This is a genomic window from Paraburkholderia sp. UCT70, assembly GCF_050434085.1.
GTDB lineage: Bacteria > Pseudomonadota > Gammaproteobacteria > Burkholderiales > Burkholderiaceae > Paraburkholderia > Paraburkholderia tuberum.
This window is the reverse complement of record NZ_JBNPVZ010000002.1, coordinates 2,866,414-2,883,409: the sequence shown is the minus strand read 5'-3', so window position 1 is coordinate 2,883,409 and position 16,996 is coordinate 2,866,414. Positions and strand designations below refer to the sequence as shown.

At 62.9% G+C, this 16,996-nt stretch carries 15 protein-coding genes and 1 pseudogene; 8 read left to right on the top strand and 8 right to left on the bottom strand.

Annotated elements, in window-relative coordinates; genetic code table 11:
• Positions 1–78 precede the first annotated feature (78 nt).
• Positions 79–1,026 carry a LysR substrate-binding domain-containing protein gene (locus tag OKW41_RS15565; protein ID WP_429573072.1) on the bottom strand — a complete coding sequence of 316 codons (948 nt, stop codon included), beginning with the start codon at positions 1,024–1,026 and terminating at the stop codon, positions 79–81.
• Between the two features lie 238 nt (positions 1,027–1,264).
• Between OKW41_RS15565 and OKW41_RS15560 the strand changes: the two genes are divergently transcribed.
• Complete coding sequence (locus OKW41_RS15560) at positions 1,265–1,978, top strand: DUF899 family protein (protein ID WP_429573071.1); 714 nt, start codon at positions 1,265–1,267, stop codon at positions 1,976–1,978.
• Between the two features lie 27 nt (positions 1,979–2,005).
• Here the strand turns inward: OKW41_RS15560 and OKW41_RS15555 are convergent, their stop codons facing one another.
• On the bottom strand, positions 2,006–3,979 hold the full coding sequence (locus OKW41_RS15555) for a putative bifunctional diguanylate cyclase/phosphodiesterase (RefSeq protein ID WP_429573070.1): 1,974 nt from the start codon (positions 3,977–3,979) through the stop codon (positions 2,006–2,008).
• 244 nt (positions 3,980–4,223) lie between these two features.
• Positions 4,224–4,607: a hypothetical protein gene (locus tag OKW41_RS15550; RefSeq protein WP_429444014.1), complete on the bottom strand. Its 384-nt coding sequence runs from the start codon at positions 4,605–4,607 to the stop codon at positions 4,224–4,226.
• A gap of 349 nt (positions 4,608–4,956) precedes the next feature.
• On the opposite strand from OKW41_RS15550, the gene OKW41_RS15545 reads away from it, so the two are divergent.
• The gene (locus tag OKW41_RS15545) at positions 4,957–5,235 is read left to right on the top strand and encodes an HU family DNA-binding protein (RefSeq protein WP_013092091.1); all 279 of its coding nucleotides are present in this window, start codon (positions 4,957–4,959) and stop codon (positions 5,233–5,235) included.
• 244 nt (positions 5,236–5,479) lie between these two features.
• On the opposite strand, the gene OKW41_RS15540 is transcribed toward OKW41_RS15545, so the two are convergent.
• Both OKW41_RS15540 and OKW41_RS15535 read right to left on the bottom strand, forming a co-directional pair.
• The gene (locus tag OKW41_RS15540) at positions 5,480–6,598 is read right to left on the bottom strand and encodes a 3-deoxy-7-phosphoheptulonate synthase (RefSeq protein ID WP_429573069.1); all 1,119 of its coding nucleotides are present in this window, start codon (positions 6,596–6,598) and stop codon (positions 5,480–5,482) included.
• Between the two features lie 268 nt (positions 6,599–6,866).
• Positions 6,867–7,536: pseudogene (locus tag OKW41_RS15535) on the bottom strand (DUF72 domain-containing protein); the annotation flags it as partial.
• 294 nt (positions 7,537–7,830) lie between these two features.
• Between OKW41_RS15535 and OKW41_RS15530 the strand changes: the two are divergent.
• On the top strand, positions 7,831–8,178 hold the full coding sequence (locus OKW41_RS15530; RefSeq protein WP_429573068.1) for a hypothetical protein: 348 nt from the start codon (positions 7,831–7,833) through the stop codon (positions 8,176–8,178).
• On the opposite strand, the gene OKW41_RS15525 is transcribed toward OKW41_RS15530, so the two are convergent.
• Positions 8,110–9,669, bottom strand: a complete 1,560-nt coding sequence (locus tag OKW41_RS15525) for a class I SAM-dependent methyltransferase (RefSeq protein WP_429573067.1) — start codon at positions 9,667–9,669, stop codon at positions 8,110–8,112. The two genes, OKW41_RS15530 and OKW41_RS15525, sit on opposite strands and share 69 nt — an antisense overlap.
• A gap of 210 nt (positions 9,670–9,879) precedes the next feature.
• Here OKW41_RS15525 and OKW41_RS15520 point away from each other — a divergent pair, with 210 nt between their 5' ends.
• Positions 9,880–10,803: a class I SAM-dependent methyltransferase gene (locus OKW41_RS15520; RefSeq protein WP_429573066.1), complete on the top strand. Its 924-nt coding sequence runs from the start codon at positions 9,880–9,882 to the stop codon at positions 10,801–10,803.
• Between the two features lie 249 nt (positions 10,804–11,052).
• Here the strand turns inward: OKW41_RS15520 and OKW41_RS15515 are convergent, their stop codons facing one another.
• On the bottom strand, positions 11,053–12,213 hold the full coding sequence (locus tag OKW41_RS15515) for an IS30 family transposase (protein WP_429572810.1): 1,161 nt from the start codon (positions 12,211–12,213) through the stop codon (positions 11,053–11,055).
• 290 nt (positions 12,214–12,503) lie between these two features.
• Between OKW41_RS15515 and nthA the strand changes: the two genes are divergently transcribed.
• The 3 genes from nthA to OKW41_RS15500 are packed head-to-tail and all read left to right on the top strand — an operon-like array spanning position 12,504 to position 14,244.
• Positions 12,504–13,199 carry a nitrile hydratase subunit alpha gene (gene nthA, locus OKW41_RS15510; protein ID WP_429573065.1) on the top strand — a complete coding sequence of 232 codons (696 nt, stop codon included), beginning with the start codon at positions 12,504–12,506 and terminating at the stop codon, positions 13,197–13,199.
• Entirely contained in the window at positions 13,196–13,861 is a 666-nt protein-coding gene (gene nthB, locus OKW41_RS15505; RefSeq protein WP_429573064.1) for a nitrile hydratase subunit beta, read from the top strand. Before nthA ends, nthB begins: the two co-directional genes overlap by 4 nt.
• Positions 13,858–14,244, top strand: coding sequence for a nitrile hydratase accessory protein (locus tag OKW41_RS15500; RefSeq protein WP_429573063.1), 387 nt, complete (start codon positions 13,858–13,860; stop codon positions 14,242–14,244). Before nthB ends, OKW41_RS15500 begins: the two co-directional genes overlap by 4 nt.
• A gap of 822 nt (positions 14,245–15,066) precedes the next feature.
• Here OKW41_RS15500 and OKW41_RS15495 read toward each other — a convergent pair.
• Positions 15,067–15,699 (bottom strand): TetR/AcrR family transcriptional regulator, encoded by a 633-nt coding sequence (locus OKW41_RS15495; RefSeq protein WP_429444007.1) that lies wholly within the window; start codon positions 15,697–15,699, stop codon positions 15,067–15,069.
• A 127-nt stretch (positions 15,700–15,826) separates the two neighbouring features.
• Between OKW41_RS15495 and OKW41_RS15490 the strand changes: the two genes are divergently transcribed.
• Positions 15,827–16,801, top strand: a complete 975-nt coding sequence (locus OKW41_RS15490; RefSeq protein WP_429573062.1) for an SDR family NAD(P)-dependent oxidoreductase — start codon at positions 15,827–15,829, stop codon at positions 16,799–16,801.
• Positions 16,802–16,996: the final 195 nt, after the last annotated feature.

Sequence of the window (16,996 nt, the reverse complement as noted above, 5' to 3'; positions counted from 1 at the left end):
GCTCCTCCTTGGCCACCATCGTCGCAGCCCGCCGCGCAGCCGGCAAAGGAAAAGATTTCGACGACAGGTGAAAGTGGCTCACCTATGCGTTGCTATTTCGTCGTTCGCCGCCGCGTCCGCATGCGCGTCGAAGGCCGCCGCCTCGTCGACGAGCCAACGTTTGAAATCGGCGAGCTCGGGCCGCCGGATCGCGCTGTCCGCATTCTCCGCGCTGACCAGCCAGTAGGCGGTGGTCGATGCGACGGTGGCCGCGCAAGCCTCGACCAGCGCGCCGCTCGCCAGATCGCCGTCGACCAGCGGCTTGCGGCCGAGCGCGACGCCGAGGCCCATGCTGGCCGCCTCGAAGGCGAGCTGGATCGTGTCGACGTGCAAGCCGCCGCGTGTATCGATGCCGCCGGTGCCGGTCGCGTCGAGCCACGCCTGCCAGTCTTCACTTGCGGCGTTCACGTGAATAAGCGTCGCGCGTCGCAGGCTCGGGACACCGTGCTCGTCGCGCAGCGTTTCCAGATAAGCAGGGCTGCACACGGGCACGAAGCGCTCGCCGAACAGGCGCGTCCATGCCGTGCCGGCGACCGGCGCGCGACTCATGCGGATCGCAAAGTCGAAGCCGTCGACCGGAAAGCCGACCTGGCGACGCGACGTGTCCACGCTCACGACGACATGGGGCCAGCGCGCCCGAAAACCGGCGAGGCGCGGCAGCAGCCAGCGCGACGCGAAGGTCGGCGCGCAGCTGAGCGCGATCGGCCGATCCGCGCGATGATTGGGCAGACGTTGCGTGCCGATCGCGATCAGCGAAAACGCCTCGGAGACGTACGACAGATAATCCGCGCCAATCGCCGTTAGCGAGATGCCGCGCGGCTCGCGCACGAACAGTTCGACGCCGAGCGCTCCCTCGAGTCCGACGATGCCGTGACTGATCGCGCTCGGCGTGACGTTCAGCTCGGCGGCGGCGAGCTTGAAACTTTGATGCCTGCCGGCCGCTTCGAAAAAGCGAAGCGCGGGCAGGGGTGGCAGACGAAGCGGCATGTGCGTTCCCCAAGGCGAGCTTGCTGTTTGGCGCAAGCATACCTTGCGGCGACGCCTGGCGAGTGGGTGGTCAAACCGCCGGCAAAATCGCCGCAAAAAGCCGCCGCTGCAAAATCATGGCGAGGCCTGTCGATTTTCCGCGGCCTCGTTCGTCGTCCCTACAGGAAGGGCGGCAAAGCGACGATGCCCGCTCGTCTTCCGTCCGTTTTTCTGACGATTTCTCACAAGGAGATGACTGATGAACGACGCAAACACTTCGATGCATACGCTGAAACCGGCCCGCGAACTGGCCGACTTGCCCTCGCGCTTTCCGGGCGAGAGCCCCGAATATCGACGCGCGCGCAACGCGTTGCTCGCCGAGGAGATCGAGCTGCGCCGCCAGATCGAGCGTGTCGCCGCGCAGCGTCGCGCGCTGCCGGCGGGAGGCGTCGTGCCGGAGGATTACCGCTTCGACGGCGAAGCGGGCCCGGTCCCGCTATCGCAGATGTTCGGCGCGCACGACACGCTCGTGACCTACAACTGGATGTTCGGACCGCAACGCGCGCGGCCGTGCCCGATGTGCACGTCGCTACTGAGCGCGTGGGACGGCGAAATGCCCGATATCCTGCAGCGCGTCGCGTTCGCGGTGATCGGCCGCTCGCCGATCGACAGGCTCGTCGCGTTCAAGCAGGAGCGCGGCTGGCGGCATCTGCGGCTATATTCGTCGGGCGGCAACACGTTCAATCGCGATTACGCGGCCGAAGATCCCGCCGGCGACGACCTTCCCGCGCTGAACGTATTCACGCGCACGGGCGGCGTCGTGCGGCACTTCTGGGCCGAGGAGATGGGGCCGTCGACGTCGGACCCCGGACAGGATCCGCGCGGCGCGCCCGATCCGATGCCGTTGTGGACGATCCTCGACATGACGCCGGGCGGCCGTGGCACCGACTGGTATCCGAAGCTGGCGTATTGAGCGGCGCTGCCATGGAGCGATCGAGCGCTACGAATGCGTCTCCGCCGCGTGGCTCTGGGCGAGCGCGGTCCACAGAAACGTGCCGACCGCGCTCGCCCGCATCGGCAGGCTGAACAGATAACCCTGCACCGCGCGCGCGCCGAGCGCCTTGACGACCTGGGCCTGCAACGGTGTTTCGAGTCCTTCGACCACGCATTCGAGCCCGAGGTTGCGGCATAGGTCGATCACGGATTTGATGATCTTCTTCGAGGCGCTATTGGTATCGACGTCGCTCACGAAGCTGCGGTCGATCTTGATCGCGTCGAATGGCAGCCGATGCACGTAGCTTAGGCTCGAATAGCCGGTGCCGAAATCGTCGAGCGACAGCCGGCAGCCGGCCTGCTTCAGCATCGTCATCGCGCTGTGCGCCTGCTCGAAGTCGCGCGTCAACGCGGTTTCGGTCATTTCGAACGTCACGCGATGCGGCGACACGCCGCTTGCCGCGACGATGTCGATCAGGCGGCGCGCGCGCGCCGACGTCGAGATATCGATCGCGGACAGGTTGAACGACAGATACAGATCGGCGGGCCAGTGCGCGACCTCGGCGAGCGCCTGGCGCAGCAGCACGTCGGTGATGCCGAGGATCAGCTCGGTCCGCTCTGCAATCCGAATGAATTCCTCCGGCCTGACCATGCCGAGCCGCGCGTTGTGCCATCGACCGAGCGCTTCGAGGCCGATCGGCCGGCGCGTGAGCAGATCGTAGATCGGCTGGAACTCGAGGAACAGTTCCGCTTCGAGGTCCGCATGGCGCAGCTCCTGCGTGACGAGGCTTAGACGCCGCATCTGCGTTTCGTGTTCGGTCGAGAAAATTACCGGCATGCCGCGGCGGTTTTCCTTGCCGACATAGAGCGCGGCGTCGGCGCGTTCGAACACCTGCGCGACTGTCGAGCCCGCGTCGGGAAACGCGGCCCAGCCGATCGTGCCCGACAGCTCCGCGACATTGTCGGCGACTTGATAAGGCTGGCTGAGCGCATCGCAGATACGCTGCCCCAACTCGACCAGCGCTTCGTTCGACACCTTGTGGCGTACGAGCACGCCGAATTCATCGCCGCCCAGACGCGCGAACATCAGGCCCGTTTCGCCGATCAACACGAGCCGCGTGCCGACTTCCTGCAGCACGAGGTCGCCGCTCGCGTGACCGTAAATGTCGTTGACCTGCTTGAAGCCGTCCAGATCGATGAGGCCGACGTTGAAGCCGCCACCGGTTTCGAGCGCCTGCTCCGATATCGCGCTCAGCGCCGCGAAGAAACTGCGCCGGTTCGGCAGGCCGGTCAGACTGTCGATGCTGGCGAGCCGGTAGTTGTCGTCGCTGAGCCGTTGGGTGTTGTGCTGGCTTGCCTGCAGTTCGCGTTGCGCGTGCACCGCGTCTGCAAACGTGCGCCAGTAAAGCTGGATGACCACCGCGAGCGCGACGCCGACCAGCGCCATGTCGACGGCCATCGCGAAGAACACCGGCGAGCCGCTCGACACGAGGAAGCCGGAGAAACTCAGGATGACGATGCAAAGCAGCAGAAGCGCGGGCTTGCGCAGATGGATCAGGCAGAACATGCTGCCGACCAGCGTCGTCGCCATATAGAACGCGACCTGCGCCTGCTGGTAGGCGGTGCCGTACGGAAACAGCAGCACCGACCAGCCGCTGAACGCGACGCCGAACACGCCGACGATCCATGTCACGCTGCGCAATTCGCGGACCGCCTGAGCGTCCGTCATCTTATGGTTGCGTTTGCGCCACCAGCGCACGCAGCGAAACACACACAGCGCGCCGAGCGTGCCGGGCACATACATCGACAGCCAGGCCGGCGAGCTGTCCAGATGCGTCGCCGCCACCGCCGCCGTGTTGACGAGCAGGATGAAGTAGAGAAGCGGTACCTGGCGGCGGAACGCGTGCAACTGCGCACGCATCAGCTCCCGGTCGCCCTCGGCGACCGACAGTACCTTCTTCAATCTCGCAAGCCAGGCCATCGCCATCCCTTTAACGTTTGCGCGCTAAACGCAGCTGTTTATATCGGCGCGAGGCTGATTAACTTGAGCGCTCCAGGGGATAACGGAGCATCGCAGTCAAGGGCCTGTGAGCCCGGCTGCGCGCTTACGGATAGTCGGGCGGTAAGTACTACCTGGCGGCGCGTGTTGGCGGCGCTGGAACCAGACGTTTGTGCCGGATGCCGATCGCGAGACTCGAGCAGCAAAAGGCGGCCTTCGTGCATGCTCAAAGCGTGGGGCACGACAGGACCCGCTGCGGCCGCATGGCGGTGCCGGGCTGGCCGGCCGGCGCGGGCGTGCCACGCGGCGCGGCCGAGACGAGCCGGACCGCGTCGGCGCCAGCATTCGCGAGCACGTATTTTTCCGGGCTGTCATCCGGCTGCCAGTACGCGCGAAACACGTCGCCGTCGCTGAACACGAGCAGCTTGCCGTGCACGGTTTTTCCGCCGCCGACGAAGTCGACCGGTTCGCCGTCGCGTAGCGGAAAGCTCTGCGCGGTGCTGGAGTTCGTCGCACCGACGAGGGTCGCGCACGCGTTGTCGTCGGCCGCGGCCGCCGCCGACGACAACGCGGCGAGCAGCGCGAATGTTGCAAAGTGGCGAATTCTCACTTCTTTATGTCTTGCCGATCGTTAACTTGTGACATGTGTCGCAAATGGCGCGCCCGCGCATCGCGAAAGGGGCTATCGTCATCGGGAAGCCGGCGCGGGATCGCGTAACGCGACCTAAAGTACTGAAATTGCAACGGATTGTGATGCGCGGCGAACGGTCATAAGGCGGCGCACGCGCATAAGCTCGCGATTCTTATGGCAGTTTGGGGCGCAAAAACGTCAAACCGGCGCCTCCGCCTTGATACAAGCCTTACACCAAGGGTTTGCGCGAAGGTGCGCCTATGCGTTAGTGTGTCGGTCCCGGCGCCTCAGAGGGCGCCGGTTCCATGATTACCATACGGGAAGTGCTATGAACAAACAGGAACTGATTGATGCAGTCGCCGCAGCGACGGGCGAAAGCAAAGCGGCAACCGGCCAGACCATCGACGCGATCGTCGAGGCAGTGACCAAGGCCGTGGTGAGCGGCGATACGGTGCAACTGGTCGGTTTCGGTTCGTTCTCGACCGGCGCGCGCGCGGCACGTGTGGGGCGCAATCCGTCGACGGGCGAAGAGATCCAGATCGCCGCGGCCAAGACGGTGAAGTTCACCGCAGGCAAGGCGTTCAAGGAAGCCGTCAACGCGTCGTAAGCAACGCGCTTCACGCCGGAGCATTCGCGATGCGCGCCGCAGCCCCGCTGTGAGGCGCGCGTGAGTGATGCGTCGGGCGTGAGGATCACGCGCTGCCCAACCCGGCCAGGCGATTCGCCGGCAACTGGTGCGGCGCGTGTGTCTGGCTCCTTGAGCCAGGCGTTCGTGGGCTCGACCGGCTTCGATCGAGTCTAAAGCGGACCCGGCGCGGCCATCGCGATCGGGCAGTCCGTGCGTTGCCCTGTCAGCCCGCGCGACGCTTGCGGGTTGCCTCGGCGAGCGTGGCGAGCACCGGTTCGGTCTGCGCCCAGCTCACGCAGGCATCCGTGATCGACACGCCGTAACGCAACGGCACACCGGCCTTCAGATCCTGACGGCCTTCTTCCAGATGACTTTCGAGCATCACACCGATGATGCGGCGCTCGCGCTCCGACAGTTGCCGCGCGATATCGTCCGCGATCTCGATCTGCCGCAAGTGCGATTTGTTCGAATTCGCATGCGAGCAGTCGATCATCACCTGCTCGCGCAGACCCGCTGAACTTAGCGCTTCACAGGTCGCCTGCACCGACGCGCTGTCGTAGTTCGGCCCTTTCTTGCCGCCGCGCAGGATCACGTGCGCGTCGTCGTTGCCGCGCGTTTCGAAGATCGCGGCCATGCCCATTTTCGTCATGCCCATGAACGCGTGGCTCGCACGCGCCGCGACGATCGCGTCGGCGGCGATCTGCACGCCGCCGTCGGTGCCGTTCTTGAAGCCGATCGGGCAGCTCAGGCCCGACGCGAGCTGACGATGACTCTGGCTCTCGGTCGTGCGCGCGCCGATCGCACCCCACGCGATCAGATCGGCGATGTATTGCGGGCTCAACAGGTCGAGAAACTCGGTCGCCGTGGGCAGGCCCAGAGCGTTGATGTCGAGCAGCAATTGCCGGGCGAGACGCAGGCCTTCGTTGATGCGGAAGCTGCCGTCCAGACGCGGATCGTTGATGTAGCCTTTCCAGCCCACCGTCGTGCGCGGTTTCTCGAAGTACACGCGCATCACGATCAGCAGATCGTCCCGGTAGTGATCGGCGGCGGCCTTCAGCTTGCGCGCGTATTCGATCGCCTGGTCGTGGTCGTGAATCGAACAGGGGCCGACGATCAGCACGAGCCGGTCGTCGCGGCTGTGCAGAATGTCGGCGATTTCGACGCGAGTCTTCTCGACCAGCAACTGCACCGCGGGCGGCACCGGCAGTTCGTCCTGCAGCAGCGCGGGGGAAATCAGCGGACGGACCGCGCCGATGCGCACGTCGTCGATGCGCGTGGTGTCCTGGGTGGCGTCGGCCGAGCCGACTTCCTGATCGTGCAGGGGATTGTCGAGGGCGCTCAAGATGTTCTCCGCAATCGGTTGATGAGGCGGGCGGCCTTGCCGCCTGATTATGCGAGCGCCGCCGCGATGAGGGCGTGCGGGCGCCGCGTGGGTTTGACGTGGGCCGTGCGGGTTGGGTTACTGCGTGCCTCGGGCGAGGTTTTGACGCAAGGTCTTGCGTCGGGCTTGACGCGAAGCCGACGCGTCCGCGCACGGTTGCGCTGGCGCGATTATGACACCCGCGCCGGCCTCATGGCGGGCGGACCGGCAGGCAGGCGGCGCGGCGGATTCAGAGCTTCCTGAGCAACGCCATCGCGGCGGCCGGATTGCGCTCCTTGAAGCCGCTGATCACATATAGATAGACGTCGCGCGTGGCGGCTTTCGCGGGCGGCTCCGCGCAGGTCTCGAGATCGTCGGGCGTGATGCCCGCGGCGAGCTGGCGCGCGTTCGGCCCATGCGTCGAGCGCTTTCGTCGAATAGCCTTTGGCTTGCTTTTCGCTCGTGCCCATGATGCGCGCGTAGACGAACGGCGCGGTGATGTCGGCGATCTGCGGATACTCGCTGTCGGCCGCGAGCACGACCGCGACCTTGTACTTGCGCGCCAGCGCGATGAATTCCGGTGTCCTGAACGACTCGTGACGAACCTCGACCGCGTGCCGCAGCTTCTGTCCTTCGATGCTCGCGGGCAGCAGCTTCAGAAAGGCCTCGAAATCGTCAGCGTCGAATTTTTTGGTCGGCGCGAACTGCCAGTTGATGGGCCCGAGCTTCTGCCTGAGCAGCAGCACGCCGCTTGCGAAGAATCGCTCGATGGTGTCGCCGGCTTCGGCGAGCACCTTGCGGTTGGTCGCGTAACGCGGCGCCTTTAACGAGAACACGAAATCGTCGGGCGTCTCCTGATACCACTTCTCATAGCTGGCCGGTTTCTGCAAACCGTAGAACGTGCCGTTGATCTCGGGGGAGCGTTGTAAGGCTTGCCAGATAAGGCTGGTGTATCGCAGAGCTAGCAGTGCGGCTACCCACCTGGCTACCCAGCTGCGTTCCAGCGCCGATTCCAGTCTCAACAGCCATACCGTACGTCGCTGCAGACTGCACCGGAGGCCGATAAAGATTGAGGGGAGAGGATTGAAATCGCTGGGATGGAGGTAGCGTCATCGGCCTTATGGAAAGCTTCGCATAAGGCCGACCATCAGCCAGCCAATGTGGTCGAGTGAACGACCGTTGTGCCTGGAAGCGGCCGCCAGAGCAGCGCTGGGTTGAACGACGGCAACGGGTCGGCTCATGCCTTTTGCATAGCTCGCACGCCCGAGACGATCGTCGCGCTCGTTCGTCGGGCGCTGGTCGGCCAGTTGCTGACGTTCAGCCGCATCGAGCGGTGGACATTCAAGTGGCCGATCCATTTAGACAGCGGCCGTTCGCAGAACGGCTTATTGCGACGCGCGCTTGCATGGCCACATGCTTCGCGCGACGCAGTGGCTTTACCTGGTTTTCTGGCGCTTGCGTTAGCGCGCGATGCCGCCGACCGTATCTCTTCCTCAAGCGATTCCCAGCGCCTGCAATATCGGAAGATGTATTTCAGCGAAGCGATTCGCTTCCGCAATTAGATCGCGGCTGGTGTTCGGCGGGCTAACGGAAACGTCCTCCATGGCGTGAGTTGGCGCGGGACTCGTGCGCAAAGCAGCCTCGGCGAATCCGGCCCACTGTGCTGGTTCCCTTAAGTGACGCCGCCTCGCCAATAGGAAGAGCTGTGGAACACGGGGAATCAAAACACCCGATCCGGACACCGGACTGACCAGAAATTGTACGTCCCCCTGCTGGAGCGCCTGCTCGCAAATAGCGGCGTTCAGCCTGTCCGATGACGGACGAGCGAGCTCAACGCGCGCCTCATCCTGTACATTCAGCAACACGCCGGCCCCCACTAACAATGTCACGGCCTTGACGATGAAGGGGAGCGTAATCCCACGTCCGCGGACGTTGTTTTCGATATCGGCCAGACTGGCGGGGTGATGGCTGGCAAGTGCGTCGAGAATCGGACCATATGAGCTTTCCGGTAGTGTCGCTTCTCCCAGCGCTCCGCGCACCTTCAGCAAGACCGAAGCCCTCGGCAGCGCCAGCATGACGCGATGCGCGCGCAGCGCCGTCTGCTGCGCCTCTTCACCGAGCGCCCGGCTCCCTTTGACCCAGTAATCTCGCCGCATTGACCGGTTGATGCAAAAGTCTCGGACGGTCTCACGTAAAGCGGTATCTGGAATGCCCGCCAACAAGGCGCGTTGAACTGGGTTGAGATTGATCTCGTCAACGTGATCGCGATAGTCTGCAGAGCAGCCATAAGTCAAACCACTCGCGGCAAGCGATGATGTGACCTGCGAGAAAGTCATGGGCTGCCAGTCACGATTGAAATATTCATGTGCTAGGTAGTGCGTGTTCTCCTTGCACAATGCGTCGACACGTTCAGCCAGCAGAGGGTTGACCACTGTGTAGCCGGGTTGCGTCGCAATCACGGTCTTTAGGAAGTCTATCGCCGCTGCAATGTGCGTCTGGGCTCGCGTTTCGGTGGGCACGTCGCCGTGTGCATTCAGTCGCGCGCTCGCCTGAAAATGACCGTGCATCAATTCGCGCACCGGCAACATCGTGGCCCACCCGGGCTGGGTGTTATAGCTCATATACACGACGCCGCCGTCATTGAGTTTGCGTCGTATGAAATCGGCAATGAGCACACGGTTTTCGTCGGAAATCCAGCTCCAGATGCCGTGCATGCCGATGAAATCAAATTTCGGCAAATCGTCTCGCATACAGAATTCCGAGAAGCTTTCAGCGAACAATCTCGCCTGCGATCCGGCGCACTGTGTCAGTTGCCGTGCAAAGCTTGCATGAGACGGGTTGAAGTCAGTACCGAACCATTCTGTAGCTGACCCGGCTGCGTGGATATTCACGCTGACGCCGTGGCCGAATCCTAGCTCGCAGGCGGTATGCAGCGCCGGAGGGGCGACGCCCGACTGTAGCAACGGAAGTCTAAGGCGCAGCGGATCCAGTTCGTCGCAATAGCCGTACGTGTACGCAATACCATCAATGCTGCCAGGTTCCCACTCACTCACGTTCTAGCTCTCGTTATCTTTAAGGATCGCCGTGCCGGCATGATGCGAAGCCTCTCATAGCGCAGGCTCCTTTGTCTATCCACAGTTCGACGCTAAATATTCCTCTGCGATTTCCCGCACTGATGACACGTCCTTCAGGTTCTCATAAGGTAACTTCCTCTACATTCATGCGCCGACAGTAACGCCCCCAATCGACAATGGCCCCTCGACATGAATAGCCGCGACTCCCAGCCGCAATCCGATGTGTGGTCCGATTGGCTGTTGCATATTCGGCATGCCGATGATCCAGGGCACGAACGAGCCCTCCATGCCGAACTCAAACAATCTGCGGACCGCGTCCTGGACGGCGCGAGGCTTGCTCCTGGCATGACGCTCGCCGACATCGGTGCCGGTGATGGCCTGATCGGCTTTAGCGCTATCGACCGCATAGGCCCATCACTGCGCGTGCTTTTGACAGATATTTCGGCGCCTCTGCTTCGTCACACTGAAGCACTCGCAGTTCAGCGGAACATTCAGGATCAATGCGTCTTCATCCAATGCTCCGCCGAATTGCTCAACGGCATTGAAGGCGACTCTGTCGATGCAGTCACGACACGGGCAGTTCTCGCTTATGTCCCCGACAAGATGGCCGCCATACGGGAATTTCACCGGATTCTCGGACCCGGCGGCCGGCTATCGATCGCTGAACCGATTATGCGCGACGATGCAATCGAGGCAAGCTCTCTGAGGCAAGTCGTTGAGGGCCTGCCCGAGAACGCCGGGGACAACTTCTTTCACCTGCTGCATCGCTGGAAAGCCGCTCAATTTCCCGATACTGAGGAAAAAATTTCTGCGAGTCCGATTGTAAACTACGGCGAACGCGATCTGGTCCGCTTCGCATTAGATGCAGGGTTCACGGATATTCATATGGAGTTCCACATTGATGTACGCCCCGCCGCGGTCACCTCCTGGGATGTGCTGCTTGGCAGCTCCCCTCACCCTTGGGCTCCGCGGCTCGGCGACATTCTCGCGAAACAGTTCACAGCGGACGAACGACTGTTCTTCGAACAGATCCTCCGCCCGCAAGTTGAAGGTCGCCGATTGGTCACGGCCGAGCGCACCGCTTACCTTACCGCACTAAAGCCTCCTCGCTGACGCGCGCGGCCGCTTCCATCATTTAGCTCAGTTTCCGTTCGGGAACGCCGGTAGGCCAAGAAGCTTTGCCGAACCATTGGAAGTGTTTGAACACCCCGGGCTCGGTAGCCGCTCTCGGTGTATCGCCAGCGCAGGATTCGCGCCGAGTGGTCATCCGGGAAAGTAGTGCGCAATACCGCGCGAACGACGCTTCGGCTGATCATTTGCCGGCCAACGAGGCTGTACCAACGGCTGTTATACATGGCGGATTCAACCGGTCGATGCAATAGTTCGATGGAACCGTTCAGCCGGCGTTTCGTAATCCAGTGTCTTCCTTGGACGCTCGTTCAGCCTTCGAGCCACGGCATTGAGTTTGGCCTGTGAGTAGACCGACAGATCGATGCCTTTCGGGAAGTATTGTCTCAACAGGCCATTGGTGTTTTCATTCGAGCCCCGTTGCCAGGGGTGTTTCGGATCGCAGAAGTACACGGCAATGTCCGTGGCGATGGTGAACTGCTTGTGGTTCGCCATCTCTGATCCCCGATCCCAGGTAAGCGATTTATACAGCTCCTTCGGCAGCTTTCCGGCATGTCTGATGAGCGCATTGACTACTGTTTCGCTGTCCTTGCTGGCGATCTTCACCAGCATCACATAGCGCGTCTGACGCTCTACAAGCGTTGCAATCTGGCTACCGCCACTGCCACACAGGAGATCGCCTTCCCAGTGTCCCGGCACCGCGCGATCTTCCACGGTGGCGGGGCGTTCACTGATTGATACCGCTTCGCGGATTCTGCCGTGATCGTCCGTTTTCTGGGTGTGATGGCGCGAGCGGCGCATGGCCCGGGTGCGCCGTAAATGCTCCAGCAGTTCTTTCTTCAGTGCACCCCGTGCCTGAATGAAAAGACTGCGGTAGATGGTCTCGTGTGACACGTGGTAGTCCTCGTTGCCTGGCCAGGCGCGTTTGAGCCATCCAGCAATCTGCTGGGGCGACCACTGCAACTGGAGCTTGTCGGCCACGATATGAGCCAGCTTCCGGTGCTCGACCAGTTTGCAGACTTTCGGGCGCAGCGACCGATCCCATGCCAGCTGGTCGGCGTGGCTGGCCCGATAGCCGCCCTGCCCACTGTTGCGCTTGATCTCGCGACAGACCGTGGACGGTGATCGCGACAGTCGCCGGGCGATTGCCTGAATCGAATCACCCGCGACGAGGCCTCGCGAAATCTCCTCGCGTTCGGCAAGCGTCAGCGCCAGCCTGGATCGCTGGCGGGGTGCAGGCTGGATTCCTCCAGTTTGCGCCAGAATTCCCTGTACTGACGAGTGATTGCGGTCAAATAGCTGGGCGATGTGCTGCAACGACTCGCCTTTGCGCCAGCGTTCCCACATCAATGCCTTCTGGCTTTCGCTGTAATAGATCCGGCGCCTCTGTTTCATTTGCAACACTCCCGCCGCTCATGCGACGTTCATTGTGTTGCATCGACCGGTTGAATCCGCCATTGCGAGCCGCCGTTCTATTCGGGCGGCGTCGAAGGGCCGAAGTGGGTCGGGTTTCGACGGTCATATTACGAGCCTCAACGCATAAAAGGGAATTAGCACGTTCGGACAGGAACTGACGCCGGTGGGCGTCGCACATAATCGATCGCGCTGCCCGAAACCGCGTGTCGGCCGTTTGCATTCGACGTCTTGCCCGTCCATACTTTGTGAATGTCGCATTCTCGAGGCGGATGCAGATGAATCACGACCCCGTACATGACCCCTCGCGCCATCACGCGCCTCACCACCCTCAGGCGCATGAAGGACATGAAGGCAGCGCACTGCCCGACATGGATCTGCGCGTGCGTGCGCTCGAATCGCTACTGATCGAGAAGGGCTATGTCGATCCGCAAGCGCTCGACGTGCTGATCGAAACCTACGAAACGAAAGTGGGTCCGCGCAACGGCGCTCGCGTCATCGCAAAGGCGTGGAGCGATCCGGACTTTCGACACTGGCTGCTCGACGATGCGACAGCCGCCATCGCGTCGCTTGGCTTCACGGGGCGCCAGGGCGAGCACATGGTCGCGCTGGAGAACACGCCGGGCGTACACAACATGGTCGTCTGCACGCTGTGCTCGTGCTACCCGTGGCCCGTGCTCGGCTTGCCACCCGTCTGGTACAAGTCGGCGCCGTACCGCTCGCGCGCGGTGATCGACCCGCGTGGCGTGCTGGAGGATTTTGGCGTAGCGTTGCCGGACGACATCGAGATCCGCGTGTGGGATTCGACGGCCGAGGTACGCTATCTGGTGCTGCCAATGCGTTCGCTTGGCACCGACGCGCTGAACGGAGACGAACTCGCCGATCTTGTCACGCGCGACTCGATGATCGGCACAGGCTTACCGCTCCCTGCGCACCAGGCGAAAGTGCGCAACGGAGGCTCATCGTGAATGGCGCGCAGGATCTGGGCGGGATGCAGTCGTTCGGGCCGGTCGTACCCGAGGCCGACGAACCCTACTTCCACGCCGACTGGGAGCGCCATGTGCTCGCGCTAACGATCGCGATGGGCGCGACGGGCACATGGAATCTCGACATGTCGCGCGCCGCGCGCGAGAGCCTGCCGCCGGCGCAGTATCTGTCGAGCAGCTATTACCAGATCTGGTTTGCCGGCTTGTGCAAGCTTCTGATCAACTCGCGCCTCGCCACGCCCGACGAGATCGACAGCGGCGTATCACAGCATCCCGCCGCGCCGGTGCCGCGCGTGCTGGCTCGCGATCAGGTCAACCCCACGCTGTTTAGCGGGAGCCCTGTGACGCGCACGCCGCCGCATCCGGCGCGTTTTGCCGTCGGCGACGAGGTACGTACGCGGCTGCTCAACCCGCAAACGCACACGCGCTTGCCGCGTTACTGCCGTGGCAAGCGCGGCCGGATCGTCGCAGTGCACGGCGCGCATGTGTTCCCTGATTCGAACGCGGTGGGACGCGGCGACGATCCGCAGTGGCTGTACACGGTGTGCTTCGATGCGGTCGAATTGTGGGGCCGCGATACGACGGCCGCTTCCGTGTGCGCCGATTGCTGGGAGCCGTATCTGGATGCGAGCGGAACGACATGAGCGTACCCTCATCGAGGAAGACTTTCAAGACTGCGCCTCGCGTGTTGCTCGATGCACTGCCCGGCTTGCCGCGCGACGATGCCGGCCCGGTCTTCGCCGCGCCGTGGCAGGCGGCGGCCTTCGCGATGACGCTCTTGCTTCATGAGCGCGGCGTGTTCACCTGGGCCGAATGGGAGGCCCAACTCGCCGATGCTATCCGCGACGCGCAAGCGCAAGGTGATCCGGACCGCGGCGACACGTACTATGTTCACTGGCTGACCGCGCTCGAACGGATCGCGACCGCGAAGGGCTGCGTGACGCGCGATGGACTGGTGAAGCGGAAAAACGCATGGGACGTAGCGGCGCGCCGCACGCCCCACGGGCGGCCGATCGAACTCGACTGAGCGGCAGACGGCGTCCTGCGGCAATCGAAGTCGGCCCGCGTTGCCGTTACTGAACCTTCCCGTCGTGACGGGCTCGTTGTCAGGCGGGAGCCTTCGAGACGCAGCAACTCATCGTCGTGATGAGCCCGGCGAGGACTCTCGCCCGGACGACTGGCCGGTCGATATCGCTGATCGAATCGCCGTTTCAGTTGGCGAAGCTGCCGCAGCGGTCGCGTCAAGTCGAAGTGCGGCTAGGGGTCGACGGCTGCCCGATGCGGCCCGCCGGTGGTCGACCACGCTGCCCGTGCAACGGTCGGGCCGGGCTCGGCCAACAACGGCCGGTTGTGAAGGGCCGCTTCGGAGTAGCCTACACGGAACCCTAGAAGCCTCATCGGACACGAGCATGCGCCACTACAACGGACGTTGGGACGAAGATCGAGGTGACGAATTTGCCTAGTAGGGAGCTTCCGACTGGTACTTCGAGGTCGAGCCGAAGAAGACCGTAGTGCGGCAGATGGAGGTGTACCGCGGCAGTCGTTCTGCAGTACGAGCAACAGCATCTTGAGGTGATTCGGAGTTGTCACAGACAAGCCGTGCGATGCCGCGGGGTTTCCAGTTGCCGAGATTGCGCGCAACGATTTCGAGAGAGCGTGGTCAACTCATGCTGCCGCGAATCGCCACCCGAGAGGGACCGCGCTTGGGGCCAACTGGCTTACGGGCTTCGACTTCCAAATCAAGGTGACCCCTCCTATCCGAAACGGGAAACGATTGATCGGGTTTGAGGGGCGCGCGAAGCGGCAACTATCAAAGCCTACTGCCCCGCAACGCCCCTTAACGCCGGCGTCAACTTTCTGGCGCCGCGTTTCCACGCCGCGGTTGGAGCACCAAGTCGGCCGCTTCCTCAGCATCTTTGAGGAGCGTCTTGCGCGGCGTGCCTATCCGCGCACGCATGGTCAGGCCACGAGCAAAATCTGTGACTTGGATCGCGCGCACGGCTACCGGAAAGGCAGGCGGGATGTCTCCCGCACAGATCCCGTCCCGGAAACGGCGCTCCACCAGCGCCGCGCCGCCCGCGACCGTGCTCTGCAGAAACCGCTGAACCTCAGCGTCGTTCACAAGCGGGGCGACGCACACCAGAAGGCAGCCCCGGGCGGACCCTTTCTCGGTCGCACTTTCGACGGCGTACCTTAGAAAGCCCTCGATCGAGTCGCGAAGACTCTGTGGCGAGAGGAGTGCCTTCGCGGCTGATGCGCCCTTCCGTTCTGCGTACGCCCTAAGGACGCGCAAGAATATCGCCCGCTTGTCCCCAAAGACGGCATACAGGCTCGGCCGTCCCACACCCATCCCGGCGACGAGATCGTCAATCGTCACTCCGTCGTAGCCTTTCGACCAGAACACCTGAGTCGCCTTTTCCAGCGCCCCCGTCTCGTCGAAGCTGCGCGGTCGACCCCGCGGCCTAGCAGTATTTTGAATCATTTGGTTCAAAACTCATTGACAATGGCTATCGCATCAATATATAACCGAACAGTTCGAAATTAGCAAGCCGGCCCTGGCTTTGCGGGGCCTCACGACTCGACCTTCACCTTTCACCACGGAGCCGCCCATGGAACATTCGATCGCTCTCGTCACCGGCGCCACTTCCGGGCTCGGGCATGCGGCAGCCCGCATTCTTGCAGGAGAAGGCTGGCGCGAGATCATCGTCACCGGGCGCAGCCTGGTTCGGGCCCAGCAAACGGCCGCTCAGCTCGCCGCTGAGACCAGAATACAGGTCTTCACGCCGCTGGAGCTGGAGCTGGACACGCCGTCCAGCGTTCAGTCCATCCTCGCCGAGCTCGTCAAGCGAGGTCGGCCGATTGATTTCCTACTGCTCAATGGCGGGATGGTCCCAGGTAATAAGCGCGTGCTCACTGCGACGGGCGTCGAGGCGGCTCAGGCCCCGCTGATCGGCCATCATCAACTGACTGTCGGGTTGCTCCGCGCCAACCTGCTGAGCCCCAACGCGCGGATCGTTATCGCCGGGGCGGAACCTGCCCGAGGGGGCGTACCCCTGTTCAGCTACACCGACGTGCCAGCCTTCGCGGCCAAACACCACCAGGGTGACCGAACCGCCGCTGTTGAAGCCCTGCTGCGCAACGGGCCGAACGTGAAGTACGTGCCCAACCGGGCGTATGCCGACGCGAAGCTCATCATCGCTTGGTGGGTCGCGGCGCTGGCTCGCCGGCTACCCTCCGGCATGGCCGTATACGCCGTCTCGCCCGGTAGCGCGCCCGACACCCAGGCGGTGCGAAACGCTAGCCCGGTCCTAAAGTGGCTGATGATTCCACTGGTGAAGCTCATCCCCGGCATGTCTCAGACGCCGGAGACCGCGGCCCGTCGGTACCTCCAGGCGTCGGAGTTCGGAACCGACGTCTCAGGGCAATTCTTCGCCTCGGCGCCCGGGAAGCTCACAGGCCCAATTGAGGCGCAGCTCCACCCACACCTCCACGATCGCGCCAGCCAGGAAGCCGCATGGCAGACCGTCGTCAAGGTCTCCGGCGTCGACTTGTCTAACCCAGCATCCTTGAGCGCGGTGTCCTGAAGAAGCGCTGGTCGCGGCGAAATGGTCGCGGTGACCAGAATCCGCAGGCGATTGCGGAGCTACATGGTCATCCACCGGGTCCTACTGAATTTTGAAATAATTAGTTCAAAAGTCCTTGGCCGCGATGATCATGCCTATTATTGTACAAAACAGTTCTAAATCAGCAAAGCGACCCAGACGTCGCAAGGAGAAAAC